This window comes from Streptomyces sp. NPDC047515 (genome assembly GCF_040643055.1).
Classification (GTDB): Bacteria; Actinomycetota; Actinomycetes; order Streptomycetales; family Streptomycetaceae; genus Streptomyces.
This window is the reverse complement of the sequence record NZ_JBEYTM010000048.1, coordinates 14,024-40,094: the sequence shown is the minus strand read 5'-3', so window position 1 is coordinate 40,094 and position 26,071 is coordinate 14,024. Positions and strand designations below refer to the sequence as shown.

At 70.8% G+C, this 26,071-nt stretch carries 19 protein-coding genes and 2 pseudogenes; 12 read left to right on the top strand and 9 right to left on the bottom strand.

The window, feature by feature from the left end; genetic code table 11:
• The first annotated feature begins 28 nt into the window (after positions 1–28).
• Positions 29–2,431 carry a collagenase gene (locus tag ABZ826_RS30080; protein ID WP_361455099.1) on the top strand — a complete coding sequence of 801 codons (2,403 nt, stop codon included), beginning with the start codon at positions 29–31 and terminating at the stop codon, positions 2,429–2,431.
• Positions 2,432–2,509: 78 nt separating this feature from the next.
• Here the strand turns inward: ABZ826_RS30080 and ABZ826_RS30075 are convergent, their stop codons facing one another.
• Positions 2,510–2,899 carry a barstar family protein gene (locus ABZ826_RS30075; RefSeq protein ID WP_361455096.1) on the bottom strand — a complete coding sequence of 130 codons (390 nt, stop codon included), beginning with the start codon at positions 2,897–2,899 and terminating at the stop codon, positions 2,510–2,512.
• Positions 2,900–2,990: 91 nt separating this feature from the next.
• The gene (locus ABZ826_RS30070) at positions 2,991–3,383 is read right to left on the bottom strand and encodes a ribonuclease domain-containing protein (RefSeq protein WP_361455093.1); all 393 of its coding nucleotides are present in this window, start codon (positions 3,381–3,383) and stop codon (positions 2,991–2,993) included.
• A gap of 510 nt (positions 3,384–3,893) precedes the next feature.
• Between ABZ826_RS30070 and ABZ826_RS30065 the strand changes: the two genes are divergently transcribed.
• Positions 3,894–4,256, top strand: coding sequence for an ATP-binding protein (locus ABZ826_RS30065; protein ID WP_361455141.1), 363 nt, complete (start codon positions 3,894–3,896; stop codon positions 4,254–4,256).
• Between the two features lie 45 nt (positions 4,257–4,301).
• Here ABZ826_RS30065 and ABZ826_RS30060 read toward each other — a convergent pair whose 3' ends face one another.
• Both ABZ826_RS30060 and ABZ826_RS30055 read right to left on the bottom strand, forming a co-directional pair.
• Positions 4,302–5,375, bottom strand: a complete 1,074-nt coding sequence (locus ABZ826_RS30060) for a DUF2637 domain-containing protein (RefSeq protein WP_361455090.1) — start codon at positions 5,373–5,375, stop codon at positions 4,302–4,304.
• Positions 5,376–5,566: 191 nt separating this feature from the next.
• Entirely contained in the window at positions 5,567–6,415 is an 849-nt protein-coding gene (locus ABZ826_RS30055; protein WP_361455087.1) for a (2Fe-2S)-binding protein, read from the bottom strand.
• 146 nt (positions 6,416–6,561) lie between these two features.
• On the opposite strand from ABZ826_RS30055, the gene ABZ826_RS30050 reads away from it, so the two are divergent.
• Entirely contained in the window at positions 6,562–7,338 is a 777-nt protein-coding gene (locus ABZ826_RS30050; RefSeq protein ID WP_361455084.1) for a GntR family transcriptional regulator, read from the top strand.
• A gap of 62 nt (positions 7,339–7,400) precedes the next feature.
• Here the strand turns inward: ABZ826_RS30050 and ABZ826_RS30045 are convergent, their stop codons facing one another.
• From ABZ826_RS30045 to ABZ826_RS30035, 3 genes are all read right to left on the bottom strand, one after another.
• Complete coding sequence (locus ABZ826_RS30045) at positions 7,401–7,745, bottom strand: hypothetical protein (protein WP_361455081.1); 345 nt, start codon at positions 7,743–7,745, stop codon at positions 7,401–7,403.
• A gap of 186 nt (positions 7,746–7,931) precedes the next feature.
• The gene (locus tag ABZ826_RS30040) at positions 7,932–8,717 is read right to left on the bottom strand and encodes a hypothetical protein (RefSeq protein ID WP_361455078.1); all 786 of its coding nucleotides are present in this window, start codon (positions 8,715–8,717) and stop codon (positions 7,932–7,934) included.
• Between the two features lie 163 nt (positions 8,718–8,880).
• Positions 8,881–10,626: a PucR family transcriptional regulator ligand-binding domain-containing protein gene (locus tag ABZ826_RS30035; protein WP_361455075.1), complete on the bottom strand. Its 1,746-nt coding sequence runs from the start codon at positions 10,624–10,626 to the stop codon at positions 8,881–8,883.
• 259 nt (positions 10,627–10,885) lie between these two features.
• Between ABZ826_RS30035 and ABZ826_RS30030 the strand changes: the two genes are divergently transcribed.
• From ABZ826_RS30030 to ABZ826_RS29990, 9 genes and pseudogenes are all read left to right on the top strand, one after another.
• Positions 10,886–11,776, top strand: a complete 891-nt coding sequence (locus ABZ826_RS30030; protein WP_361455072.1) for a xanthine dehydrogenase family protein subunit M — start codon at positions 10,886–10,888, stop codon at positions 11,774–11,776.
• 2 nt (positions 11,777–11,778) lie between these two features.
• Complete coding sequence (locus ABZ826_RS30025) at positions 11,779–12,372, top strand: (2Fe-2S)-binding protein (protein ID WP_361455069.1); 594 nt, start codon at positions 11,779–11,781, stop codon at positions 12,370–12,372.
• A gap of 2 nt (positions 12,373–12,374) precedes the next feature.
• Complete coding sequence (locus ABZ826_RS30020; RefSeq protein WP_361455066.1) at positions 12,375–14,759, top strand: molybdopterin cofactor-binding domain-containing protein; 2,385 nt, start codon at positions 12,375–12,377, stop codon at positions 14,757–14,759.
• Between the two features lie 267 nt (positions 14,760–15,026).
• Positions 15,027–16,484 carry an NCS2 family permease gene (locus ABZ826_RS30015; protein ID WP_361455063.1) on the top strand — a complete coding sequence of 486 codons (1,458 nt, stop codon included), beginning with the start codon at positions 15,027–15,029 and terminating at the stop codon, positions 16,482–16,484.
• A gap of 44 nt (positions 16,485–16,528) precedes the next feature.
• Entirely contained in the window at positions 16,529–17,680 is a 1,152-nt protein-coding gene (locus tag ABZ826_RS30010) for an XdhC/CoxI family protein (RefSeq protein WP_361455060.1), read from the top strand.
• Between the two features lie 105 nt (positions 17,681–17,785).
• Positions 17,786–20,939 (top strand): annotated as a pseudogene (locus ABZ826_RS30005) (urease subunit alpha).
• Complete coding sequence (locus ABZ826_RS30000; protein ID WP_361455057.1) at positions 20,939–21,604, top strand: urease accessory UreF family protein; 666 nt, start codon at positions 20,939–20,941, stop codon at positions 21,602–21,604. Before ABZ826_RS30005 ends, ABZ826_RS30000 begins: the two are co-directional and overlap by 1 nt.
• A gap of 25 nt (positions 21,605–21,629) precedes the next feature.
• A pseudogene (gene ureG / locus ABZ826_RS29995) lies at positions 21,630–22,324 on the top strand (urease accessory protein UreG).
• Positions 22,321–23,067 (top strand): urease accessory protein UreD, encoded by a 747-nt coding sequence (locus ABZ826_RS29990; RefSeq protein WP_361455054.1) that lies wholly within the window; start codon positions 22,321–22,323, stop codon positions 23,065–23,067. The pseudogene ureG and the gene ABZ826_RS29990 overlap by 4 nt, the downstream one beginning before the upstream one ends.
• 94 nt (positions 23,068–23,161) lie before the next feature.
• On the opposite strand, the gene ABZ826_RS29985 is transcribed toward ABZ826_RS29990, so the two are convergent.
• Both ABZ826_RS29985 and ABZ826_RS29980 read right to left on the bottom strand, forming a co-directional pair.
• Positions 23,162–24,349: a 4-hydroxybenzoate 3-monooxygenase gene (locus ABZ826_RS29985; protein WP_361455051.1), complete on the bottom strand. Its 1,188-nt coding sequence runs from the start codon at positions 24,347–24,349 to the stop codon at positions 23,162–23,164.
• A 473-nt stretch (positions 24,350–24,822) separates the two neighbouring features.
• The gene (locus tag ABZ826_RS29980; RefSeq protein WP_361455048.1) at positions 24,823–26,022 is read right to left on the bottom strand and encodes an MFS transporter; all 1,200 of its coding nucleotides are present in this window, start codon (positions 26,020–26,022) and stop codon (positions 24,823–24,825) included.
• Positions 26,023–26,071: the final 49 nt, after the last annotated feature.

The window sequence follows — 26,071 nt, the reverse complement described above, 5'->3', positions numbered from 1 at the left end:
CGGTCACCACTCCGCTGGGAGGCGGCACGTGAAGAACCGAACGGTTCGACAGAGATTCACCGGACTGTCCACTGTGGTCCTGGCAGCATGCCTGGGCGTGGGCCTGCTCTCCGCACCGAGCCAGGCCGTCGAGCAGCGCCCCGCCGCGGCGACGACGGCGTCCGGTCACAGCCGGTCCGCCGAGGCAGGTCCGGCGCGGACGGGAAGCGGGCCCGCCGAGCCGGGCGGCCCCTCCGCCGAGTCGCCGACCGCACCTGCGGACGACGCCGACCACTTCGGCCGCAAAGCCCTCAAGGCCGCCGACCGCCCGCCGTTGTCCGCATCCAAGGACGCACTGCGGCGGGACTACGACGACCCCGGCGCCACGCTTCCGAGCCACCTGGCGCCTTCGATGAAGGCCGGCTCCAAGGTCAAGGCCAAGGCCGGCTCCAAGCCCCGGACCGCGGCCGAGTGCAATGTCAGCGACTTCACCAGCCGCACCGGAAGCGACCTGGTCCAGCAGATCAAGTCATCGACGACCGACTGCGTCAACACGCTGTTCCGTGTCAAGGGCAACGACGGCAATCTGGCCTTCCGTGAGGCGCAGATGGTCACCGTCGCCCATGCCATGCGCGAGGGATCGGCCGCCTACCCCGGCGACAGCAGTACCGGCATGCCTCAGCTGGTCCTCTATCTCCGAGCCGGGTACTACGTGCAGTACTACGATCCCGACACCGTGGGCAGCTACGGGCCGGAGCTGCGTACGGCCATCCAGGGCGCGCTCGACGCGTTCTTCGCCTCCTCGCACGCCTTCGACGTCACCGACGCCAACGGGGAGACTCTGTCCGAGGCAGTCATATTGATCGACAGTGCCGTGGAGAACGCCCGCTACCTGTCTGTCGTCAAGCGGCTGCTGGCCAACTACGACTCCTCGTACAACAGCTCCTGGTACATGGTCAATGCCGTGAACAGCGTGTACACGGTGACCTTCCGCGGTCACCAGGTGCCGGAGTTCGTCGCCGCGGTGGAGGCCGACCCCAGCCTGCTGGACGCCCTCAGCGACTTCGCCTCGCGCCATCTCGACCTGCTGGGCACCAAGCAGTCGTTCCTCGCTTCCAACGCGGGACTTGAGCTGGGCCGCTTCCTTCAGGAAGACTCCCTGCGCCCCAAGGCAAGCCCGTTGGCCGCCGGGGTGCTCGGCAAGAGTTCCATCACCGGCCCCACCGCCCCGCTCTGGGTCGGCGTGGCGCAGATGGTCGAGGCCTACGACAAGGCGAACTGCTCGTACTACGGTACCTGTGACCTCGCCCAGCGCCTGAAGAGTGCGGTCCTCCCCGTCAGCTACACATGCAGCGACAGCATTCGCATCCTGGCGCAGCAGATGTCCACCGCGGACCTCGACGCGAGCTGCAGCAGTCTGCGCAACCAGGATGCCTACTTCCATGGCGTCGCCCGGGACAACGGTCCGGTCGACGGCGACCGCAACGCCACCATCGAGGTCGTGGTCTTCGACTCCAGCACGGACTACCAGACCTACGCCGGCGCGATCTACGGCATCAACACGAACAACGGCGGCATGTACCTGGAAGGCGACCCCGCTGCGGAAGGCAATCAGCCCCGGTTCATCGCGTACGAGGCCGAGTGGGCCCGCCCCGAGTTCCAGATCTGGAACCTGAACCACGAATACACGCACTACCTCGACGGCCGCTTCAACATGTACGGCGACTTCGCGGACGGACTGACCACGCCGACCGTCTGGTGGGTCGAGGGCTTTGCGGAGTACGTCTCCTACTCGTACCGCAAGGCCGACTACGACGCCGCCGCCGCCCAGGCCGCGAACCACACCTACACCCTGCGGACCCTGTACGACACCACCTACGAGAACGCCGACCAGACCCGAATCTACAACTGGGGTTATCTGGCCGTCCGTTACATGCTGGAGTCCCACCGCGCGGACATCGACACGCTCCTCGGCCTCTACCGCAAGGGTGACTGGGACGGTGCCCGCACCCTGCTCACATCGACCATCGGCGACCGTTACGAAACCGACTGGAACACCTGGCTGACCGCCTGCGCGGCCGGCAGTTGCGGCACCGGCACCAACCCGCCCACCGACCCCCCGGCCGAGTGCACCGGAAGCGACGCGAGGGAGATGGGCAAGAACTGCAAGCGCAGCGGCCTGGCGGCCACCAAGGGCAACTACGCCTATATGTACCTGTACGTACCGGCCGGTGCCGCCAAGTTGGAGATCACGGCAACGGGCGGCTCGGGCGACGCCGACCTCTACTACAGCGCGGACGGCTGGGCGATGACCGACCACTACACCAGCCGTGACAGCGGTGCCGGTAACGAGCACACGCTGACCATCGACCGCCCGGCGGCCGGACCCCACTTCATCAGCCTGTACGCCGTTGAGAACTTCGACGGCGTGACCGTCTCCACCAAGTACTGAGCACCTTCGCAGGCACGACAACGGCCGGCCCGCGGAGGGATCCTCCTCCGCGGGTCGGCCCTGGCGAACCTCACCGGCTCACAGAAGCTGCAGCGTGCCTGGCGCCGTTCTGCTGGTCAGGGTCTCCACGAGCAGGTCGAACAGTGTCGGTCCCCGACCGGCCAGGGCGTCGTCCAGTCGCTTCTGGACCGAGGGCCTGTTGGTGGGGTGCACCCTGCTCAGGCTGTGCCGCAGATAGCGCGCCGTCTCCTCGTGCGCCAGGGACTGTGCCGAGAGGGCGTGGTCCCGCCATTCGAAGACGAAGTCGCCGTCGTCCGGAGTGCCCATCCCGCCACCGAGGCAGTCGGCGAGGGCGTCGAGGTTGCAGCCGAAGTATCCGCCGGGGCCGTTCACCGCCTCGCCGATCACTTTCCAGAACTGCTCCAGGCCGGTGACCCGGGAGCCGTCGATCACATAGGTCACGGTCATGGGTGGAGAGTACAAGCCCGGCTGCTCCGGCCGGTTCGTGATCCGCGCCGCAGGTGGGGGGCTACGGCGCGGATGCCTGGGGGTTGAGCCTTCAGCAGCCCTGGTTGATCAGGTCGAACGTGGTGTAGTGGTCGCCGGTGTAGTAGTCCTCCCGCATCTTTTCGCCCGTGACGATCCGACGGGCGCCGCGGGTCGGGGAACCGGGGGTGATGACCGTGTACTCGTGGTAGTAGCCGGTGTTCTGACCGGGCAGGACGCCTTCGCGGTTCTGGAAGACGGCACCGTCCTGCGAGTACGGGAAGGGCCCGCCGGCGTCGATCAGGTCGAGGGTGTCGTGCGCCTGGGCCGGCAGCGCCGAGTAACAGATGCTGCCGACCGAGGCGGTGGCGGCCGTGGCCGGGGAGGCGACCGGGCCGCCGACGAGGAGAACGGACAGAAGGGCGGCAGAGCCACCGAGCGTGGTGATCCGTGGGGGGATTCGCATAGCCACCATGATGACGCGCGTAGACATGGTGCCGTCAACGCCAACCGTTGTGAATTTTTTGGAAGTTAACCGGAGAGAAGGAAATGTGACGCCGATGTGTCCGACTGCTCGCGGGTCACTCGGGTGCGGTGTTCATTTATTGATGAGTCGACAAGCGTGGCGGCCGGTCTGTGGGGCATGCATTCCCGTGGAAGCGTTCCGCGTAGCCGTTCGGCGAGATGGATCGAGAAGGAACCAGAAGGATCGAGAAGGATCGAGAAGGAACGAGCGGAACACGGGAAGCCGCGAGACGGCAAAGGGCGCGACAACAGGGCGCGAGAACGGGACGCGACGACAGGACACGGCAACAGGACACGGCAAGGGCGCGGGAACACGAGACGGCGAGCAGGGGGATTCACTGTGCGTGCGGGGGAAACGATGGAGCGTCGAGGCAAGGCCGATTCCGTGAGGGGCGGGTCGGCGCGCGAGCCGGGGGAGCAGGGGTGGCAGCCGGTCCGGCTGCATCGCAGACTGGCCCACACCGATCTGGCGGGCGTGAGCGAAGTGCGCGGCACGCTAAGGGAGTTCCTGCGCTACCGATGGCGGCCGGAGTCGGCCGAGGTGGCGGAACTGCTGCTCAGCGAGCTGGTGACCAATGCCCTGGTCCATACGCGTCACGGCGCGGTCGTCACGGCGAGTGTGACGCCCGCCAGGCTACGGGTGGAGGTGCGCGACTTCGTATCCGGTCCGCCCTCGTCGTACGTACCGAACGCCGACGACGGTACGCACGGCCGAGGGCTGGTCCTGGTGCGTGGTCTCGCGGATGCCTGGGGGGTGGGCGCGCAGGCGCTGGGCAAGGTCGTCTGGTTCGAGCTGGACGGCGAAAGGCCCTGAGAGCCCGGGAAGACCGGGCCGTCAGGGCCTTGTGCGGTGGACGGATCAGCCGAACTGCTGCTCCAGATCCTTCAGTTTCCGCTCCAGCGAATCGAGCCGGGGCAGTGCCTGGGTGTCGTCCTCGGCGGTGAGGTCGACGGTGATCGGTTCACCGGGGTTTCGGTCCGATGCCTCTCGGGCCGGACCCGTCACGGCCTGCAGGGAGGGCCGTGAACGCAAGGGCAGTTGTCCCGGCTCGGATAGGGCAGGCTCCACGGTGGACTGAGAGGCCGTCGCCGGGGCGATGGCCTGGACGTCCACCTGGGTCCCACCCCGGCCGACCCGGCGCCAGGCCCGGTTCTGCCGGTTCAGTGCCTTGATGTGGGCCCGGTCCAGCTTGACCTGGTCCTTCCTGCGCAGACGGTTCTGCTCCTTCTCCCGCCGGTCCTCACGTACCTCCTCGACCGCCTCGTCCAGAGTGCGTACGCCCTCCAGCAGCATCAGCGACCAGGCGCCGAAGGTCTCCCGGGGGGCGCGCAGCCACCGTACGATCCGGATCTGCGGCAGTGGACGGGGCACCAGGCCCTGCTCGCGCAGCGCGGCCCGGCGGGTCTGCTTGAGTGCCCGGTCGAAGAGCACGGCCGCCGAGAGCGACATCCCCGCGAAGAACTGCGGCGCGCCGGCGTGGTCGATGCCGCGCGGCGCGTGCACCCAGTTGAACCAGGCGGCCGCACCGGCGAACAGCCATACCAGCAGCCGAGAGCCGAGCGCCGCGTCACCGTGACTGGCCTCGCGCACCGCGAGCACGGAACAGAACATGGCGGCCCCGTCCAGGCCGAACGGAACGAGATACTCCCAGCCACCGGAGAGGCCGAGGTTCTGCTCGCCGAAACCGACGAGCCCGTGGAAGGAGAGCGCCGCGGCGACCGCCGCGCAGCAGAACAGCAGGACGTACGAGGCGGTGGCATACAGCGCCTCCTTGCGTCTGCGACGCTCCTCGCTGCGTTCCCAGCTGTCGTCGGCAGCGGAATTGTCAGCGGCACGCTTGCCGCGTACGACCACCGCCACCGCCGCCAGGACCCCCACGAGCAGCACGGCGCCCGGAAGCAGCCAATTCAGCGATATGTCGGTCAGTCTCATGCGCGGTCCCTTGCGTCGCGTAGGGCATTTCGGGCGCCATGATTGCCGAAACCCCGTCATGCTCAGGGGGTTTCGGGGCAAGAGAACGCCATTGGGTTGGCAGGGCATACGGATAACCGAGATCTGATCGAATATCCGTACGCGGCCAGTGATCTGCGTTCGAATACTACTACCCGTATGAGGGAGGTGGATCAGTGAGCGGGCGTCAGTTTCCTTACCCGGTCCGCGTCACAGGTGCGGGGGCAGGTGACGCAGGTGTCCTCGGGGCGCAGCGTGTAGAAGAGGCAGCAGCTCGTCCGGTCGCGGGTGGGCAGCGATTCACCGTTCGGACCGGTCAGTTCACGGAAGCCGGCCGAGCCGACGTACGGCCTGGTGGTGCCGGGCAGGAGTACCTCCAGCTCGGCCATCGCCCGTCGCTCCTCGCCGAGCAGATGGGCGATGTACCACAGGCCCTCGACGACCTCGTCCGTCGCCATCCCCCACAGTGCCCTTCTGCCGCGCCGCATCCGCGGACCGAAGCCGTCCAGCACCGGGCCGATGTGCTCGGCCACCGACGCCAGCACCTCGGCCCGCAGCGCCGCCTCGTCGGGAACGACCCGGGCGCCCGGCAGTCCGGCCGCCGGATCGTCGGGAAGGCAGGCGAACTCCCTCAGGCGCACCGTGAGATGGCCCAGCGCACGCTGGAACGCCACATCCTCGACGGGGATCCGGGGAACCCGCCGGTGCAGGAACCACGGCACCGTCACCAACAGGCAGGCGGGCCAGGCGTACCGGTGCAGTCCGAAGCCGGCGACCACATCGGGGCGGGGCTGTTGCCCGTAGTCCCGCAGCACCTGCGCGTGGTCCCGGGCGAGGAAGGCGTCCAGCGCGGCGCCGCCCGCCGCGAGTTCGTCCGCACCCACCCAGCCGGCCCCGCGGGGAGCGGCCTCGTCGTCCGTCAGCACCTTTGCGCGCAAGCCGGGGAACACCTCGGTCAGGCGCGCGTACGCGCCCGTCACGGCGGACGCGGTGGTGCCGGGAAGAAGGGCGGGGAGTGTCATGCAGGGACCACCGAATCACGATCGTTTGCAGGCAAGCCTTACCTTACCCGAACGGATCGATGTTTGAACTGCGGCCTGCTCCGCCTATCGTTCACAAGGGGCATGGCGCACGCGAGCCGCGCCCGCGGCAGGCCGAGGAGGTCCGAGTGGAGCAGGGCAGAGCGCGTGAGCAGGCACGGCCGTCGTGCACGTCCGCCGCGTCCGCGACCACCCCTTCGTCCGTACGGGTGCCCGATGTGCGGGTGCCCGAGCAGGCACGCGGCGAACACACGCACGGTGAGCCGTCCCCCCCGCGGCCGGTGGTGCAGCGGCACTCCGTACGCGGCCAGATCCTGGACGCCCTGCGTGCCGCGCTGGTGGACGGTCAGCTGGTCCCGGGACAGGTGTACTCCGCCCCGGCTCTGGGCGCCCGCTTCGGGGTCTCCGCGACGCCGGTGCGCGAGGCGATGCAGCAGCTGGCCATCGAGGGTGCCGTCGAGGTCGTACCGAACCGCGGTTTCCGCGTATCCCAGCGGGGCCCGCGCGAGCTGGCCGAGCTGGCGGAGGTGCGGGCCCTGATCGAGGTCCCCGTCATGCTGCGGTTGGCCCGCACCGTGCCGCCGGCCCGCTGGTGCGCCCTGCGTCCGCTGGCCGACGCCACCGTGGCGGCCGCCGCCGTGGGCGACCGGGCGAGCTACGCCGAGTCCGACCGGGCCTTCCACGGCGCCGTCCTCGCGCTGTGCGGCAACGAGCAGTTGGTGATGGTCGCCGACGATCTGCACCGCCGCTCCCAGTGGCCGCTGGGGAACGACCCCGCCACCCGCCGCGCCGACCTGCTCGCCGACGCCGCCGAGCACACCGCCCTGCTCGACGCGCTCATCGCCCAGGACCTGACCGTCGTGCAGTCGCTCGTGCGCGAACACTTCACCGGCGCCGAGAGCTGAACCGGACGGTGCGGCGGGCTCCGTCGGCCCCGCCCTCGGAACGGGTTACGCTACGCCTCTGATCACATGATCATTCTGGGGGCGAAAATGGCGGGAAGCCGGGCGTCGAGACCGGTGTCCGGGCTGGTGATGGCGGCGGTGGTACTGGGCGCGGCCGGCCCCGGTGCGTCCGTCCCGGCGAGCGAGAGCCCGGCGGCCACGACCGCACAGCCGTCCGTGACACCGTCGCGGATGCCCACGGACAGCCCCGCGGCGACACCGACGCGCGCCCCTGCCGTGAAGCCGTCCGGGCCGGCCCCGGACGCCTCGCACCCCGTCGCCGTCGTGGTGCCACCGCCGCAAAAGGCGGCGCCGCCCAAATCCCCCGTCCCGCCTCCACGACGGGACAGCGGCGGATCGCGGGACAAGCCTCCCGCCGTACCGCAGAACCCCAACCGGGGTCCCCATCCGCCGCCCGCCCCGGACCGCCCGTCGCCGACTCCGGAGTGGAGCGACGCCGACTGGAAGCCCGGTGATCCGGTCGTGGACCTCACCTGACGTGCGGCGGTGGGTCCGGGGCCGCTCCCGCCCCTCGTCCGGGTGGTGCCAGGGGGTCAGTTCGCCTCGGCCGTCTCCGGGGGCGGCGGGTCCAGGTGCGGAGCAAGCCAGGTCGGTACGCCCCCGAGCAGCCGGAAGAGCCGGCCCGCCTCGGCGCGAAGCCGGGTCGCCGCCTCGGGCTCGGGCTCGGAGTCCGCGAGGGCGATGAGGGCCGGAGCCGTCCCGATCAGATAGCCCAGCTCCTCCCTGATCCGCAGACACTCGGCGAAGCCGTGACGCGCCTCCGCCAGTTCGCCCTCGCGCAGGGCGAGCAGGGCGAGATGGCGCCAGGTCGAGGAGAGCAGCAGCGCGTCCCCCTGGGCGGTGGCACCGGCGTGGGCCCTGCGGTAGGCGGCCCGCGCGGCCTGCGGCGAGTCGGCGATGTTCTGCGCGATCAGACCTCGGCGGAAGTCCAGCAGCGGGCGGCCCGGCGCGGACGGGGCGAGCAGCGCGGCGGCGCGGCTCAGGGCGACGCTGGCTTCGTCCGCCCGGTCCCGGACGCCCAGAAGTGTCGACGCGTACGCCAGATGGCCGCGTTCGCAGGCCGCCGCGCCGCGTTCGGCGTCGTCATGGGCCAGCGCCTCGGCGGTGCGCAGGGCGTCCTCGGCGTCGGTCCAGCCCTGCCCGGTGTACAGACACCGTTCGGTGAGCAGCGCGGTCCGCTGGAGTGCCGCCGCCGGATCGGTGGCGGCGTCGTGTTCGAGCAGTGCGGCGGCGTCCGTCCAGCAGGCGCGTGACCGCAGCCGCCATACCGCTGTCTGGAGCGGCGGATCGTCATCGGCTGTCGTTCCGGAACCAGACATGGCGGTATGCGCCACATTGCCCTCCCCGAGCGCGCCATCGAGCTGTTGAGTCTGGCCGCATCTCAGCACGGAATGGCACGCCGGGCCAAGGGGTCGGGTCAATGTCAGGTGAAAGATTTCACAAACGAATGGACCCGCCCGCAGGGGTGGTGGCGCCCGGAAGTCAGCTCATACGCAGGGCGAGGAAGAAATCGAGCTTGTCCTCCAGGCGCGAAAGGTCACGCCCCGTCAACTGCTCGATTCGCCCGACCCGGTAGCGCAATGTGTTGACGTGCAGATGGAGCCGGGAGGCGCAGCGCGTCCAGGAACCGTCGCAGTCCAGGAACGCCTCCAGCGTCGGGATCAGCTCCGCGCGGTGACGCCGGTCGTAGTCGCGCAGCGGGTCGAGCAGCCGTGCGGTGAACGCGCGGCGCACGTCGTCGGGGACGAACGGCAGCAGCAGCACGTGTGAGGCCAGCTCGTGGTGCCCGGCCGCGCAGACCCGGCCGGGGCGTGCCGCCGCGACGCGGCGGGCGTGCCGGGCCTCCTCCAGGGCGCCGCGCAGTCCTTCGGGCGAATGCACGGCCGCGCTGACACCCAGTGTCAGCCGCCCGTCGTTGGCGAGGCCCGCGGAGAGCGGTTCGCGGACGGCGGCGAGCAGCACACCGGCGTGCAGCGCGGGGTCGGCCTCGGCGACCGCCCCGGACGGCGCCGCGTCGGCCTCGCCGCCCGGTGCGGGCACGGTGACGGCGGGCAGCGGTACGAGCGCCACGGCCTCGTCGTCCGTGTGGGCGACCGCGATCCGGTCCGCGGAGTCCGGGCCGGTGACCGCGGGGTCGACCAGGATCTCCTCCAGCAGCGCCTGGGCCACCGGGCCGCCCGCCACGGCGGGGCCGGAGGCGGCCTGGCCGCCCGTGGCGGTCTCCGCGTCACCCCATTCGACGCGTGCCACCACGACCTGCCAGTGCGGGGCCGCCCCGAGCCCGGGGAGCAGCACCGGAGCGGCGACCCGCAGCCTGGCGGCGATCTCGGCCGGCGGCGCGCCCGTCTGGACCAGCTCCAGGACTTCCTGGGCCAGTCTGCGGCGTACCGTACGGGCCGCGTCGCGCCGGTCCCGTTCGACCGCGATCAGCTGGGTGACGCCCTGGAGCAGGTCCAGCCGGGCGGGCGGCCAGTCGCTCGCGTCCGCCTCGACCGCGAGCAGCCAGTCGGAGAGCACCGACTCGCGCGCATCCCGCGAGGCCGGCACCGCGCCCCGCCCGGTGTTCCGGATCGGGAAGAGCGAATACGTGATGCCGTCGACCGTGGTGCGGTGCGGGGCCCGGCGGCCGCTGCGGGTGGCGGCCAGATGGTGGCCGGCGAGCGCCGCGCCGACCGGCCCGGCCAGCGGCGCGTCTCCGGCGCCCGCGATCTGCCGCCCGGTGGGGGAGAGCACCCAGGCGTGCAGGTCGAGGTCGGAGCCGAGCAGATCCAGCACCACCTCGGGGCCGCCGCCCGCCGGGCCCGAGGTCATCAGCCTGCGGTGGCGATCCACGACCGCGGCGAGATCGCCCGCACGCTCGCCCGACACCTGGCGGACCACATGCTCGGTGATCGTTGCGAACGCGACGGTCTCATGGACGGCGAAGAGCGGCAGCCGGTGCCGCCCACAGGCCTCCACCAGATCGCCGGGGATGTCGCCGAGCTCCGCCTCGCCGGCCGCCAGCCCGGCGACCCCGGCGCCTGCCAGGATGCGTACGAACGGCTCCGAGTCCGCCGCGTCCCGGCGCCAGGCCAGCCCCGTCAGGACCAGCTCGCCGCCCGACAGGTAGCGGCTGGGATCCCGCAGGTCAGTGGTCATCACGCCACGGACGGAGCGGTCCAGCTCGTCCTCGCCGCCGAGCAGCCGCAGGCCCAGCGCGTCGGTCTCCAGCAGTGCGCGCAGCCGCATCTCGTCGCCGCCGATCTCTTTCGTTGGTGCGGGTGAAAACTGGGTATTGCGGTGAGGTTACTGATCCCCGCCATTCGTTCGAATCTACAAGACGGAGAGAGCGGCCAGCCAACTCCTTCATGGTTTCGGTGACTGCACCGGGTGGAGCACGGCTTGTGTACTTGGCCCCACACCGCGTTAACAACACATGAACGACCAGTCGAGGGCCGGCCGTCCCCAGCCCCCAGCGAACGACCGATTGAGAAGAAGAGAGCCACTCATGGACTTCCTTCGCCCCGCCAGCTGGGAGGAGGCGCTCGCCGCCAAGGCCGAGCACCCCACGGCTGTGCCCATTGCGGGTGGCACCGATGTGATGGTCGAGATCAACTTCGACCACCGGCGGCCCGAGTACCTCCTGGACCTGAACCGCATCGGAGAACTGTCCGAATGGGAGGTCGGCCAGGAGAGCGTACGGCTCGGCGCCTCCGTACCGTACAGCCAGATCATGGAGCACCTGCGCGCCGAGCTGCCCGGACTCGCGCTCGCCTCGCACACCGTCGCCTCGCCGCAGATCCGCAACCGCGGCGGCGTCGGCGGCAACCTGGGGACCGCGTCGCCCGCCGGTGACGCCCATCCGGCGCTGCTCGCCGCGGGCGCCGAGGTCGAGGCCGAATCCGTACGCGGGACGAGGATGATCCCGATCGACGCCTTCTACACCGGTGTCAAGCGCAACGCCCTCGCGCCGGACGAGCTGATCCGGGCCGTGCACATCAAGAAGGCCGACGGGCCGCAGCAGTTCTCCAAGGTCGGCACCCGCAACGCGATGGTCATCGCGGTCTGCGCCTTCGGCCTGGCCCTGCACCCCGAGACCCGCACGGTCCGCACCGGCATCGGATCGGCCGCCCCCACACCCGTACGGGCGACGGAGGCCGAGGAATTCCTGAACGCCGCACTCGAAGAGGGCGGATTCTGGGACAGCCGCACGATCATCACCCCGTCCATCGCCAAGCAGTTCGCCGACCTCGCCGCCGGCGCCTGCAACCCGATCGACGATGTGCGCGGCACCGCGAGCTATCGCAGGCACGCGGTAGGGATCATGGCCCGCCGCACCCTCGGCTGGACCTGGGAGTCGTACCGCGGCAACGGCCGCAGCACCGAAGGAGCTGCCTGATCATGCGCGTCAATTTCACGGTCAACGGCCGCAGGCACGAGGCGGACGACGTCTGGGAGGGCGAGTCCCTCCTCTACGTGCTGCGTGAGCGGATGGGCCTGCCGGGCTCGAAGAACGCCTGCGAGCAGGGCGAGTGCGGATCGTGCACGGTCCGTCTGGACGGTGTCCCGGTCTGCTCCTGCCTGGTCGCCGCGGGACAGGTGGAGGGCCGCGAGGTCGTCACCGTAGAGGGCCTCGCCGACTTCGCAGCCCACCGTTCCCAGGAACACCCCGGCAGTGGCTGCGCCTCCGGCGCCTGTGGCACCGCACTCGACAAGGCGCGGCGGTGGGAGGCCGAGCCGACCGGCGAGGAGAGCCGGGACACCGGTGAGCTCTCGCCGATCCAGCAGGCGTTCATCGACGCCGGAGCCGTCCAGTGCGGCTTCTGCACCCCCGGCCTGCTGGTCGCCGCCGACGAGCTCCTGGAACGCAACCCGGAGCCGTCCGACGCGGACATCCGCGAGGCGCTCTCCGGCAACCTCTGCCGCTGCACCGGCTACGAGAAGATCCTCGACGCGGTCCGCCTCGCGGCCGCCCGCGCGGAAGAAACGGTCTGACGATGGGCGTTACCGGCAACCCCACCAGCATCAACCAGGGCACCCGCACCAAGGGCGGCATCGGCGAGTCCACGCTGCGCCCCGACGGCATCCTCAAGGTCACCGGCGAGTTCGCGTACTCCTCCGACATGTGGCACGAGGACATGCTCTGGGGGCACACACTGCGCTCCACGGTCGCGCACGCCGAGATCGTCTCCATCGACACATCGGAGGCACTCGCCACGTCCGGCGTCTACGCCGTACTCACCTATGACGACCTGCCGACCTCGGTGAAGAACTACGGCCTGGAGATCCAGGACACCCCCGTTCTCGCCCACGGCAAGGTCCGTCACCACGGCGAACCGGTGGCGCTCGTCGCCGCCGACCACCCGGAGACGGCCCGCCGCGCCGCTGCGAAGATCAAGATCGACTACCGCGAACTGCCCGTCATCACCGACGAGGCCTCCGCCACCGCCCCCGACGCGCCCCTCATCCACGAGGGACGCGACGACCATCACGCGGGGCACGTACCGCACCCCAACATCGTCCACCGCCAGCCCATCATCCGCGGCGACGCGGACGCGGCGGCGGCCCGTGCCGATGTCGTGGTCAGCGGCGAATACGTCTTCGGCATGCAGGACCAGGCCTTCCTCGGCCCCGAGTCCGGCCTGGCCGTGCCCGCCGAGGACGGCGGCGTCGACCTGTACGTCGCCACCCAGTGGCTCCACTCCGACCTGCGCCAGATCGCACCCGTCCTCGGCCTGCCCGAGGACAAGGTCCGCATGACGCTCTCCGGGGTGGGCGGGGCCTTCGGTGGCCGCGAGGACCTGTCGATGCAGATCCACGCCTGCCTGCTCGCCCTGCGCACCGGCAAACCGGTCAAGATCGTCTACAACCGGTTCGAGTCCTTCTTCGGGCATGTCCACCGGCACCCGGCGAAGCTCTGGTACGAGCACGGCGCCACCCGCGACGGCAAGATCACCCACATGAAGTGCCGCATCGTGCTGGACGGCGGCGCCTACGCATCCGCCTCCCCGGCCGTGGTCGGCAACGCCTCCTCGCTCGCCGTCGGCCCGTACGTCATCGACGACGTGGACATCGAGGCGATCGCGCTCTACAGCAACAACCCGCCGTGCGGCGCCATGCGCGGCTTCGGTGCGGTCCAGGCGTGCTTCGCCTACGAGGCGCAGATGGACAAGCTCGCCGCCGAACTGGGCATGGACCCGGTCGAGTTCAGGCAGCTCAACGCCATGGAGCAGGGCACCCTCCTGCCGACCGGGCAGGTCGTCGACTCGCCCGCACCGGTCGCCGAGCTGCTGCGCCGGGTCAAGGCCAGGCCGCTGCCGCCCGAGCGCCAGTGGGAGGTGGCCGGCGAGCAGGCCGACGTACGGGCCCTGCCCGGCGGGCTGTCCAACACCACCCACGGCGAAGGCGTCGTACGCGGCGTCGGCTACGCGGTCGGCCTGAAGAACGTCGGCTTCTCCGAGGGCTTCGACGACTACTCCACCGCCCGCGTGCGCATGGAGGTCATCGGCGGCGAACCCGTCGCGACCGTGCACACCGCCATGGCCGAGGTCGGGCAGGGCGGCGTCACCGTCCACGCCCAGATCGCCCGGACCGAACTCGGCGTCGCCCAGGTCACCATCCACCCGGCCGACACGCAGGTCGGCTCGGCCGGCTCCACCTCCGCCTCCCGGCAGACGTATGTCACCGGCGGCGCGGTGAAGCACTCCTGCGAGGCCGTGCGCGAGAAGGTCCTGGAGATCGGCCGCCGCAAGTTCGGTACGTACCACCCCGCGTGGGCCACCGCCGAACTGCTCCTGGAGGGCGGCAAGGTCGTCAACGACGGCGGCGAGGTGCTGGCCGACCTGGTCGACGTGCTGGAGGACGAGACGGTCGACATCGAGCTGGAGTGGCGCCACCGGCCCACCGAGGCGTTCGACCTCCGTACCGGACAGGGCAACGGCCACGTCCAGTACTCCTTCGCCGCCCACCGCGCGGTCGTCGAGGTCGACACCGAACTCGGTCTGGTCAAGGTCATCGAACTGGCCTGCGCCCAGGACGTCGGCAAGGCACTCAACCCGCTGTCGGTCGTGGGCCAGATCCAGGGCGGCACCCTCCAGGGAATGGGTATCGCCGTCATGGAGGAGATCGTCGTCGACCCGAAGACCGCGAAGGTGCGCAACCCCTCCTTCACGGACTACCTGCTCCCCACCATCCTCGACACCCCGACCATCCCGGTCGATGTGCTCGAACTCGCCGACGACCACGCCCCGTACGGGCTCCGTGGCATCGGTGAGGCACCCACCCTGTCGTCGACCCCGGCCGTCCTCGCGGCGATCCGGAACGCGACGGGCCTGGAGCTCAACAGGACACCGGTACGACCCGAGCACCTCACGGGCACCTGAGTCACAGCTCCACCTGAACTCTCCGGGCGATGCGTGCCTCCCAGGAACGTCACACTTCCGTCGCCCGCATCGCCCGGAGAACCCCAGTGCCGCACCGCTCGCGGCCGTTGTCCCACCGAGCAGTACCGCAGTACCAGCACATTCCACTCTGCATGAACAGTTCGTCTCGGGCCGTCCCCCGGGTCGTGCCGCCAGCGCAGTGATCCCAAATCCCGTATTTCGATTCTTCATCGCGGGTGCCCCTGTGAACCTTGGGAGTCAGGCATCATGACCCAGCAGTCAGTGGAGTCCGAGACCACCGCGGAGGATGCGGGCCACGGCTCGCGCGTCCCCGCCGGAAGATCTTGGCTCGACCGGTACTTTCACATATCCGAACGAGGGTCCACCGTCGCGCGCGAAGTGCGCGGCGGCGTCACGACCTTCATGGCCATGGCGTACATCCTTCTGCTCAACCCGCTGATCCTGTCCGGCAAGGACGTAGCGGGCGACACACTCAGCCAGAAGGGTCTGATCACCGCCACCGCGTTCGCCGCCGCGCTCACCACGCTCCTGATGGGCTTCGTGGGCAAGGTGCCGCTGGCCCTCGCCGCGGGCCTGTCGGTCTCCGGTGTGATCTCCTCGCAGGTCGCCCCGGCGATGACATGGCCGCAGGCCATGGGCATGTGCGTGATGTACGGCGTAGTGATCATGCTTCTGGTCGTCACGGGCCTCCGTGAGATGATCATGAACGCGATCCCGCTCGCACTCAAGCACGGCATCACGATGGGCATCGGCCTCTTCATCGCCCTGATCGGCCTCTACAAGTCCGGCTTCGTGCACACCGGCAAGGCCACGCCGCTCGCCCTGGGCCCCACCGGTGAACTCGCCGGCTGGCCGGTCCTGCTCTTCGCGGGCACCCTGCTCCTGATCTTCATGCTGCAGGCGCGCAACACCCCCGGCGCGATCCTGATCGGCATCATCGGCGGCACGATCGTCGCGATGATTTTGAACGCGCTCGACGTGATCGACCCCAAGCAATGGGCCAGCGGCGCCCCCGCACTGCACGGCAGCGCGGTCTCGACGCCCGACTTCTCGCTCTTCGGGCACGTCGAGTTCGGCGGCTGGGGTTCCGTCGGCGCCATGACGGTCGGCGTGATCGTCTTCACGCTCGTCCTCGCCGGGTTCTTCGACGCGATGGCCACCATCATCGGCGTCGGCACCGAGGCCAAGCTCGCCGACGACAAGGGCCGCATGCCGGGTCTGTCCAAGGCCCTGTTCATCGACGGCGCCGGCGGAGCCATCGGCGGCATCGCGGGCGGCTCCGGTCAGACCGTGTTCGTCGAGTCGGCCACCGGCGTCGGCGAGGGCGCCCGTACCGGCCTCGCCTCGGCCGTCACGGGCCTGTTCTTCGCGGCCTGCCTGTTCTTCACGCCGGTCACCGCGATCGTCCCGCAGGAGGTCGCGTCCGCCGCGCTCGTCGTCATCGGAGCGATGATGATGATGAACGCCCGGCACGTCGACTGGGCGGACCGCGCCACCGCGATCCCGGTCTTCCTGACCGTGGTCCTGATGCCCTTCACCTACACCATCACCACCGGTGTCGCCGCGGGCGTCATCTCCTGGGTCGCCATCAAGATCGCCCAGGGCAAGGCCCGGGAGATCGGGGCCTTCATGTGGGGCCTGACGGTGATCTTCGTCGTGTACTTCGCGCTGCATCCGATCGAGGGGTGGCTGGGCGTCCACTGACGCGCCGCACCAGCCCTTCACACAACCGCTGAGGAGACCGACAGATGCTGGACATCGCCGTAGAGCTCAACCGGTGGGTCAAGCAGGGACGAGACTTCGCCGTGGCCACCGTCGTGGCGGTCGGCGGGAGCGCGCCCCGGCAACCGGGAGCCGCCCTCGCCGTCGACCGCGACGGCACGGTGATCGGATCGGTCTCCGGCGGGTGTGTGGAGGGCGCGGTGTACGAGCTGTGCGAGCAGGCCCTCGACGACGGCAACACCGTCCGGGAGCAGTTCGGCTACAGCGACGAGGACGCCTTCGCGGTCGGTCTGACCTGCGGCGGCATCATCGACATCCTGGTGACACCGGTCCGTGCGGACGACCCCGCACGGGCTGTGTTCGCCGCCGCCCTCGCCGCCGCCGCACGGGGGGAGACGGCGGCGGTGGCCAGGATCACCGAGGGGCCCGCGGAACTCCTCGGCCGCCCCCTGCTCGTCCGCCCCGACGGGTCGTACGAGGGAGGGCTCGGCGGGCATCCGGAGCTGGACCGCACCGCGGCGGCCGATGCCCGCGCGATGCTGGACGCCGGCCGCACCGGTTCCGTCACCATCGGTGCCGACGGTTCGCGCTGCGGACAACCGCTCACCCTGCTCGTCGAATCGAGCGTCCCACCGCCCCGGATGATCGTCTTCGGGGCCATCGACTTCGCCTCTGCGCTGGTCCGGGCGGGAAAGTTCCTCGGGTACCACGTCACCTTGTGCGACGCCCGCCCCGTCTTCGCCACGAAGGCCCGCTTCCCCGAGGCCGACGAACTGGTCGTCGACTGGCCGCACCGCTATCTCGCGACCACCGATGTCGACGCGCGCACCGTCCTGTGCGTCCTCACCCATGACGCCAAGTTCGATGTCCCGCTGCTGGAACTGGCGTTGAGACTGCCGGTGGCGTACGTCGGCGCGATGGGCTCGCGCCGTACCCACCTGGAGCGCAACGACCGGCTGCGCGACATCGGCGTCACGGAGCTGGAACTGGCCAGGCTGCACTCGCCGATCGGCCTCGACCTCGGCGCCCGTACCCCCGAGGAGACCGCGCTGTCGATCGCCGCCGAAATCGTCGCCGACCGGCGCGGCGGCAGCGGCGTGCCGCTCAAGGGCGCGCACACCCCGATCCACCGCGAAGGCGGCCGGCCGCCCAACGGAGTGATCACGTCCGTGGCCTGAACCGTGCCACGAACCACGAATGATCGTGGGCGGGTTGCCGCCACGGCGGCTTCACGCCAGGTGTGAACTCATCCGTGGCCGAGCTTTTGCCGGCAGATCAGCTGCATGACATTTACCCCCTCCTCCGCTTCCGGTCGGGCGAGACCCGCTCGTGCGGGTCGCCGGGCTCTGCTCATAGCTTCGGTCGCTCCGGTGAGCGGCGTGCTGCTTCCCGCAGCGGGTTCCGCCTCGGCCTCGGTCCCCGCCTCCGCGGACCGCCCCCAGTCCCTCGGCCGCCAGGCCGCCGCACCCCGCGAGAACCCCGTCAAGGAGTACGACATCACCCTGCTCACGGGCGATGTCGTGCACTACACGGACGGCGTCGGAAAGCAGGACACCGTCACCGTGGACCGCCCCGACGGAGCGGTCGGTGGCGTGCACGTCCAGCAGGCCGGTGACGATCTCTACGTCCTGCCCGACGAGGCCGGTTCCCTGCTAGCGGCGGGGAAGCCGGACCGTCGGCTGTTCAATGTCTCCGCCCTCGCCAAGATGGGGTACGACGACAAGAGGTCGGGCGGCATCCCGCTGATCGCCACCCATCCGGCGAGCCGGGGCCGTTCACTGCCCGCAACCCCCCGTGGCGCCAAGAGGATCCGTACCCTGGCCAGCGTCCACGGTGCCGCGCTGAAGGCCGGCAAGGACACCGTCCGGGCCTTCTGGAACGACATCACCCGTACCTCCACGGCCCGTTCGCTGGACAGCGGCATCGACAGGCTCTGGCTCGACGGCCGGGTGGAGGCCGCGCTCAAGGACTCCGTTCCGCAGGTCAACGCCCCCCAGGCATGGGCCGAGGGCTATGACGGCAAGGGCTCCAAGGTCGCCGTCCTGGACACCGGTATCGACGCCACCCACCCGGACGTGGCCTTCCTCGCGGCCCCGGAGACCATCCTCGACAAGGCGACCACGGTCACCCTCGACGCGTCCAAGGCCCACAAGGTCAGCGTGCGGACCCCGAAGGAGACCGAGACCCGGCAGCTGCGATATGACATGGCACGTACTGCACCGGACGGCACCGTCCAGCGCGACGCGTACCAGATCCCGTTGATCTACGACCAGCTGTGGGCGAGCCCCACCAAGAAGGTCACGCGGGGCAGCTTCTCCTTCCTGACCCGCTGGCGGCAGGGCGAGAAGCAGATCGCCCTGACGGCCGACGGCCGGGACGTGCCGGTCACCGTGCAGGTCGGTTCGCCCGTCGCCGAGAACAGCGTGAAGAAGCCGGCCGGTGTCTTCGCGGGCAACGGCGCCGTGGCCGATTACGACGGCCTGAACGTCAAGGGCAAGACCGTCGTGATCCGCCGCAGCGACGCGGTCGCCCCCGCGGACCGGCTCGCCAACGCCGTGGCCGCGGGCGCCGAGGCACTGTTCGTCGCCAACGACGGCGACGGCGTCCTGATGGAGAGCTGCACCCCGTACGGGACCACGGATGCCATCCCGGTCGCCTCGGTCCAGCGCCTGGCGGGCGAGAACCTGATCAAGACCGTGCAAGCCGGCCGGAAGCTGACGGTCGCCCAGCACAAGTTCGCCCGCTATGTGTACGACCTGGTCGACCGCCACGACGGTACCGTCCCGGACCGTTCCCTGGAGTTCGCCCCGTCGGTCCGTCAGCTGGCGAAGGTGGAGAACACCTTCTACGGCGACAAGGACGTGCTCGGCGGCGGCAAGTCCATCCGCGAATCCATGGGCCAGGCCACCACCTCGCGCGCCGACGGCGCCCTCGACCTCGTCATCACCAATGTCGTCGTCCTCGACCACTGGGGCATCGTCAAGACCGATGTCGGCGTCCGGGCCGGAAGGATCGTCGCCCTCGGCCGCTCCGGCAACCCCGACATCGGCGACGGTGTCCACCCCGACCTGGTGATCGGCCCCGGCACCGACGTGGTCTCCGGCGAGGGGCGCATCCTCACCGCCGGAGCCGTCGACACCCATGTCCACTTCCTGATGCCGGAGACCCTGCACGAGGCCCTCGCCACCGGCACCACCACCGTCATCGGCGGCGGCACCGGCGCCACCGAGGGATCCAAGGCCACCACGGTCACCCCCGGTGCCTGGAACCTCGCGATGATGCACCGGTCCCTGGACGGCGTCCCGCTCAACATCATGCTGTTCGGCAAAAGGGCCGACCGTCGGTGAGGACGCCCTGCGCGAGGCGGCGCTCGGCGGCGCCGGCGGCTACAAGGTCCATGAGGACTGGGGCGCCACCCCCGCCGCCATCGACGCCGCGCTGAAGGCGGCCGACGCGTACGGTCTCCAGGTCGCCCTGCACGCCGACAGCCTCAACGAGGTCGGCTACGTCGAAGGAACCGTCGACGCCATCGCCGGACGCGGCATCCACGTCTTCCACGCGGAAGGCGCGGGCGGCGGTCACGCACCCGACATCATCACCGTCGCCTCCCATCCCAACATCCTTCCGGCGTCCACCAATCCGACGCTCCCGCACACCGTCAACACCGTCGCCGAACACCTCGACATGCTGATGGTCTGTCACCACCTCAACCCGCGCGTCCCCGAGGACCTCGCCTTCGCGGAGTCCCGCCTCCGCGCCACCACGATCGCCGCCGAAGACGTCCTGCACGACATCGGCGCCCTGTCCATCACCTCTTCCGACGCCCAGGCCATGGGCCGCATCGGCGAGGTCGTCTGCCGCACCTGGCAGGTCGCCCACACCATGAAGCAGCGCTTCGGCGACCGCGGCGGCGAACTGCCCGCCGACAACGAACGCGCCCGCCGCTATGTCGCCAATTACACGATCTGCCCCGCCGTAGCCCATGGCATCGACCATGTCGTCGGCTCCGTGGAACCAGGCAAGCTCGCCGACCTGGTGCTGTGGGACCCCGCCTTCTTCGGCATCCGTCCCGCCGCCGTGATCAAGGGAGGCATGGTGGTGTACGCGCCCCTGGGCGACGCCAACGCCGCGATCCCCACCACCCAGCCCGTCCTGCTGCGTCCCACCGCCGCAGCCGCCGCGGCCCCGCATCTCTCGGTGAGCTTCGTCGCCCCGGCGGCCCTGGAGGACGGACTCGCCGAACGGCTCGGCCTCGTACGGGAGCTGGTCGCCGTCCGGCCCACCCGCCATCTCACCAAGGCGGATCTGCCGAACAACACGGCGCTCCCGGACATCGACGTCGACCCGGAGACCTTCGCCATCCGTATCGACGGAGAGCTCGTCGAACCCGCCCCCGCCACCGAACTGCCGCTGGCCCAGCGGTACTCCATGTTCTGATGGCGGGCCTCGCACCCCTCCTGCTCGGCGACGGCCGGCTCCCGGTCGGCGCGTACACCTGCAGCGCGGGACTCGAACCGGCCGTCGCGGCGGGCCTCACCCGCGACCGTGTCCCCGCACTGCTGCGGGCCAGGCTGCACACCGCGGCCGTCACCGAGGTGGCAGCCGCGGTACTCGCCCTGCGGGCAGCCCGGCGGGACCCGGTGGACTACGGCCCCGTACAACAGGCCCTCGCCGCCCGCACCCCGGTCGCGCCCCTGCGCGAGGCATCGGCGACGCTCGGCCGCGGCGTGCACCGCCTGGTGCGACGGCTGGCCCCGGACCATCCCGCGGTCACCGCGCTGTCCGCCGTCCACCCGCGCCCGCTGCGACCCGTCACGCTCGGCGCGCTCGGGGCCGTCATGAAGGTGTCGGAGGCGGAACTGGCGTACGGCGTCGTCTACGACGAACTGCAGACCATCGCCTCCGCCGCGCTCAAACTGCTGCCCGGCGACCCCCTCGACACCGTCGCCTGGATCCTCGCCGCGGAACCGGGCGCCACCGCCGCGGTGACCGAGGCCCTCGCCGTACGGACCCCGGCCGAACTGCCCGCCCGTACGCCCCCGCTCACCGAACAGTGGGCACTCGAACACGCACCACGAGAACGGAGACTCTTCCTTGCCTGACCAGCAGCGAGACGCGCGCCCTGCCCTGGGCCCCCACCAGCACCACCACCGGCCGCGCGCCCTGCGCCTCGGCGTCGCGGGCCCGGTCGGGACCGGCAAGAGCTCGATCCTCGCCACCCTCTGCCGCGAACTGGCCGGTGAGCTCGCCATGGCCGTCGTCACCAACGACATCTACACCGACGAGAACGCCCGCTTCCTGCGCTCGGCCGGAGTCCTGCCCACCGAGCGCATCCGCGCCGTCGAGACCGGCGCCTGCCCGCACACGGCGATCCGCGACGACGTCAGCGCCAACCTCGACGCCGTCGAGGACCTGGAGGAGGCGACGGACCGCTCGACCTGGTGCTCATCGAGAGCGGCGGCGACAACCTCACCGCCACTTTCAGCCCGGCCCTCGCCGACGCCCAGCTCTTCTGCATCGACGTGGCGGGCGGCGGCGACGTCGCCCGCAAGGGCGGGCCCGCCATCACCGGCGCCGACCTCCTGATCATCAACAAGACCGACCTGGCACCCCATGTCGAGGTCGACGTGGAGGCGATGGCCGCCGACGCCCGCGGCGCCCGCGACGGCCTGCCGGTCCTCGCGCTGTCCAAGCACGACCCGGCATCGATCACCGAACTCGCCGACTGGGTACGGTCGGTGCTCGCACGTCACCGCGACGGCACCCATGTCCCCACCGACCCGGGACAGATGGCACCGCACAGCCACAGCCGCGACTCGTGACCGGTGCCACGGCGGCCCCCGCCGAACCGGCCGACCCCACGGTCGTCGCCGTGGAGCGCGATGCCACGGGCCGCCATGTCGTCCGTGAGCTGTGCCCCGGCGCCTTCCTCGCGCCCCGCCCGCTGTTGCCCGCCCCCGACCGGGTGCGGATCGCCCTGGCCGGCACCCGGGCCGGGCTGCTCGCGGGCGACGACCTGCGGCTGCGCGTCTCGCTCGGCCCCGGGGCCCGCCTGGAACTGGTCGAGCCGTCCGGCCTGGTCGCGTACGACCACCGCGGCGGCACATCGACGTGGCGGGCCCGGGTCGACATCGCCGAGGGCGGCGAACTGCACTGGAACGGGAGGCCGTTCGTGGTCTGCGACGGCGCCCGCGTGGCGCGCTCGATGGAGGTCGCGCTGGCGGCCGGGGCACGCAAGCTGTGGCGGGAGACCTTGGTCCTGGAGCGCTCCGGCGAGCGCGGCGGCAGCGTGCGGGCCACCACTCGGGTCACGTACGACGGTCAGGACCTGCTGGTCGAGGACCTGGACCTGACGGACCCGGAGCTGCGCGAACTCCCCGGCATCCTGGGCCCCAATCGCATCATCGGTTCGGTCACCTCGCTCGGCGCCGGGCCGGCGGGCCCGCCCCACCCGTACCGCACAGAGCTGGCGGGGCCGGGGGCGCAGGTGCGGCTGCTGGACGCGGTGGCGCCGGCGATCGAGGCGGAACCGGCGCTCGTCTGGGACGACTGGCTCGCCGCCTGAGGGCCGTACCGCGGTGCCGCCGGCCGACCACGGCCGACGGCACCGCGGAGCGGGGATATCCGGCTTCCGTAGTGGATTCTCGGCAGGTGCACGTTCAGGCGAGTCCTGCCATGAGTTCGGCGAAGGCGAGGGCGGAGGCACGGGAGTGGCAGAGCCGATCCAGCCGTGCCAGCGCCAGTTTGCGGCGGAAGGGGCCGGTGCGGGAGTCGTCGCCGGCGTCGTGGAGCATCTCGGTCATCCAGCGTGAGAACTCCTGATAGTTCCATGTGCGGTGCAGGCAGGTGCGGGAGTAGGAATTCAGTCCGGACTCGTCTCCGTGGGCGATGAAGTCGCGTACGGCGCGGGCGAACACCTCGGCGTCGTACAGGGCAAGGTTCATTCCCTTGCCGCCCACGGGGGACACCACATGGGCCGCGTCGCCGGCCAGGTACAGCCTGCCGTAACGCATCGGCTCGTGGACGACGCTCCGCAGCGGAAAGACAACCTTCTCAGTGATCGGGCCTGGCACCAGGCCATCCTCGTCCAGCCGGGTCCGCAGGTGCTGCCATACCCGGTCGTCCGGCCAGTCGTCCGCCTGGTCGGTGGGCGCGCACTGCAGGTAGAAGCGGCTGGCGAGGGGACCGCGCGCGAAGTGTCCGGCGTAGCCATGGCGGCTTATCGCCATCAGGGGGTGAGGCGGGGGCGGTACCTCGGCGAGTACGGTCAGCCAGGAGATGCCGTGATCGAACGGGTAGGCCGTCAGTTCACCCTCGGGAACGGCGGCTCGGCTGGCCCCGTGGTCGCCGTCGCACCCGGCTACGAAATCGCATGCGATCTCGTGCATGGTCCCGTCCGGGCTGCGGTAGCGGACAGTCGGACGCTGACCGGTGAGCCCGTCCAAGGTCACTTCGGACGATTCGAAGCGCAGGTCGCCACCGCCGTCGAGGAATGTCGCGATCAAATTGGCAACGAGTACCTGCTGGGGGCACAGCAGGGCCTGAGGGCCATCGTCGTCGGCGCCGAACCGCAGCAGGCGGTGCCGGCCGTCCACCCGGACCTCCAGGACGTCGTCGGACGGAGCTCCGCCGAGGACACGGGCATCCAGCCCCCAGTCCTGGAACATGCGCACGGCGCGTGTCTCGACGATGCCGGCCCGCTGGCGCTGCTCCGCGTATGCACGGCCCTGCCGTTCCAGCACCATGCATGGAATTCCGGCGCCGTGGAGCAGGTTGGCCACGGTCAGACCGGCCGGCCCCGCCCCCACCACCACTACGCAGGTCTCCTCCTGCACCGGCTGCGTCACGTCGGCTCCCTCTGCCTGGACGGCCCATGAAAGACCACCAACTTACGGCATGGGCACGACCGTTGCCAGGATCGCTGCTGTGCGGCGAACCGCCCCTGGCGTCAACCGGATGGATGCACATGTAGCCGTTGAAGCAATGGCCGGCCATGCATGAGGGGAGCCGGATACGGCTCCGCGCGCCGCGAGGCCCGCAAGCGGGCCTCTCAGAGCCTTTCGAAGCGCTGCGACGCACCGAGCTCGACAGGACAGACGTTGCCTGCCGGGGCACTGGCCTCGCAATGGAGGAATGCCGCAGGTCGAGCCGGCCGTGTTCGGCGTGCGTCCCCGACGAAAGGCTCGTCGAGGTTGTGCCCGAGCTGGGTGGGCTGGACCTGTGGCTCGCTCCAACCTGCCGCGCGCACCCCTCCCCGGTGCGTAACGGCCGCCGAGGGACCGACCCCACGGCGGCTTCGGCGACGTGCCGAGGCGTTGCGTCACACCACCGGTCGTGGCGGCCTCCTCACCGCCGCGACCGCGAAACAGGCGGCCGGCGGCAGGCGGTCCACCAGCAGGCCCACCGCCGCGGCGCCCACCGAGGACCCCGCGTTGACCGCGGTGTTGACCCACGCACCCGCCTGGGTGCGACTGCCCTCGCCCACGGACCCGTCCGCGACGAGATACGCCGTGGTCAGGGCCGGTGCGACGAACGCCCCGGCGGCCGCGACCACTGCGACCAGCACGTACACATCGGGCGACAGCCCGGCCACGGCCATCGTCAGCCCGAGGCCGACGGCCGGTACCGGCAGCCGTACCCGGTTCGACGCGCGCCAGGAGACGGCGCCGTAGGCGAGCCCGCCCACCGCGCTTCCGGCGGAGAGCGCGGCCAGCACCCACGCCACCGCCGCGCCCTGGTGGTGCTGCTCGGTGAACGCCACCACCAGCAGATCCAGGGCCCCCAGACACAGCCCCACGGCCGCCGCCACCATCGCGGCGTGCCGCAGCCCGACGATGCCGAGCAGCCACTGCTTGTGGGGCGTCTCCTGCGACCCGGAAGACTCCTGCGTCGACGGTGTAGCGCCGATACCGCGCACCGCGGGCGAGGACACCAGCGCCAGCGCGCCCACCAGCACGAGCGCTGCACTGATCGCGACACCCGCAGCGGGAACGGAGAACCTCATCACGAGGCCGACCATCAACGGCCCGGTGACGAAGAGAAGTTCCTCCGCGACGCCGTCCAGACTGTAGGCGCGCTGCAAGAGTTCGCGCTCCGGCACGAGGCTGCTCCACAGGGTCCGCATCACCGGTCCCAGCGGCGGTGTGCAGCCGCCCGCGGTCACGGCGAGCACCCCCAGCAGGAGCGAGGAGGCCCCCGGCCGCCAGGTGGCGTACGCCAGGGCGGCGAGCAGTGCTGCGTAGCCACCGGCCATCGGCGGCAGGGCTCGGCGCGGCCCGTACCGGTCGATCAGGGCGGCACGGGCGGGGGACAAGAAGACGCTGGTCGCCCCGAAGAGGGCCATGACCACGCCCGCGACGGAGTAGGAGCCGGTGGTGTCCTTCATCGCCAGCGTCAGGGAGAGGGAGACCATCCCGTACGAGAGCCGCCCCAGCAGTGCGGAACCGAACGTGCGGGAGGCATGACGGGTGCGCAGGACGGCGGCGTACGAAGGGGCGCGCGAGGGCGCGGGAGAAAGCATGGGGACATTCCTCGGGAGGGCAGCGCGCTGCACCGCGCCGCGGGCATAT

Coding starts and splice junctions, on each gene's coding strand:
- ABZ826_RS30075 (WP_361455096.1), bottom strand. CDS start 2,899: ATGACCGTGACCTATGTGATCGACGGCTCCCGGGTCACCGGCCTGGAG.
- ABZ826_RS30070 (WP_361455093.1), bottom strand. CDS start 3,383: ATGCGAATCCCCCCACGGATCACCACGCTCGGTGGCTCTGCCGCCCTT.
- ABZ826_RS30060 (WP_361455090.1), bottom strand. CDS start 5,375: ATGAGACTGACCGACATATCGCTGAATTGGCTGCTTCCGGGCGCCGTG.
- ABZ826_RS30055 (WP_361455087.1), bottom strand. CDS start 6,415: ATGACACTCCCCGCCCTTCTTCCCGGCACCACCGCGTCCGCCGTGACG.
- ABZ826_RS30040 (WP_361455078.1), bottom strand. CDS start 8,717: ATGTCTGGTTCCGGAACGACAGCCGATGACGATCCGCCGCTCCAGACA.
- ABZ826_RS30035 (WP_361455075.1), bottom strand. CDS start 10,626: ATGCGGCTGCGCGCACTGCTGGAGACCGACGCGCTGGGCCTGCGGCTG.
- ABZ826_RS30030 (WP_361455072.1), top strand. CDS start 10,886: ATGGACTTCCTTCGCCCCGCCAGCTGGGAGGAGGCGCTCGCCGCCAAG.
- ABZ826_RS30025 (WP_361455069.1), top strand. CDS start 11,779: ATGCGCGTCAATTTCACGGTCAACGGCCGCAGGCACGAGGCGGACGAC.
- ABZ826_RS30020 (WP_361455066.1), top strand. CDS start 12,375: ATGGGCGTTACCGGCAACCCCACCAGCATCAACCAGGGCACCCGCACC.
- ABZ826_RS30015 (WP_361455063.1), top strand. CDS start 15,027: ATGACCCAGCAGTCAGTGGAGTCCGAGACCACCGCGGAGGATGCGGGC.
- ABZ826_RS30010 (WP_361455060.1), top strand. CDS start 16,529: ATGCTGGACATCGCCGTAGAGCTCAACCGGTGGGTCAAGCAGGGACGA.
- ABZ826_RS30000 (WP_361455057.1), top strand. CDS start 20,939: ATGGCGGGCCTCGCACCCCTCCTGCTCGGCGACGGCCGGCTCCCGGTC.
- ABZ826_RS29980 (WP_361455048.1), bottom strand. CDS start 26,022: ATGCTTTCTCCCGCGCCCTCGCGCGCCCCTTCGTACGCCGCCGTCCTG.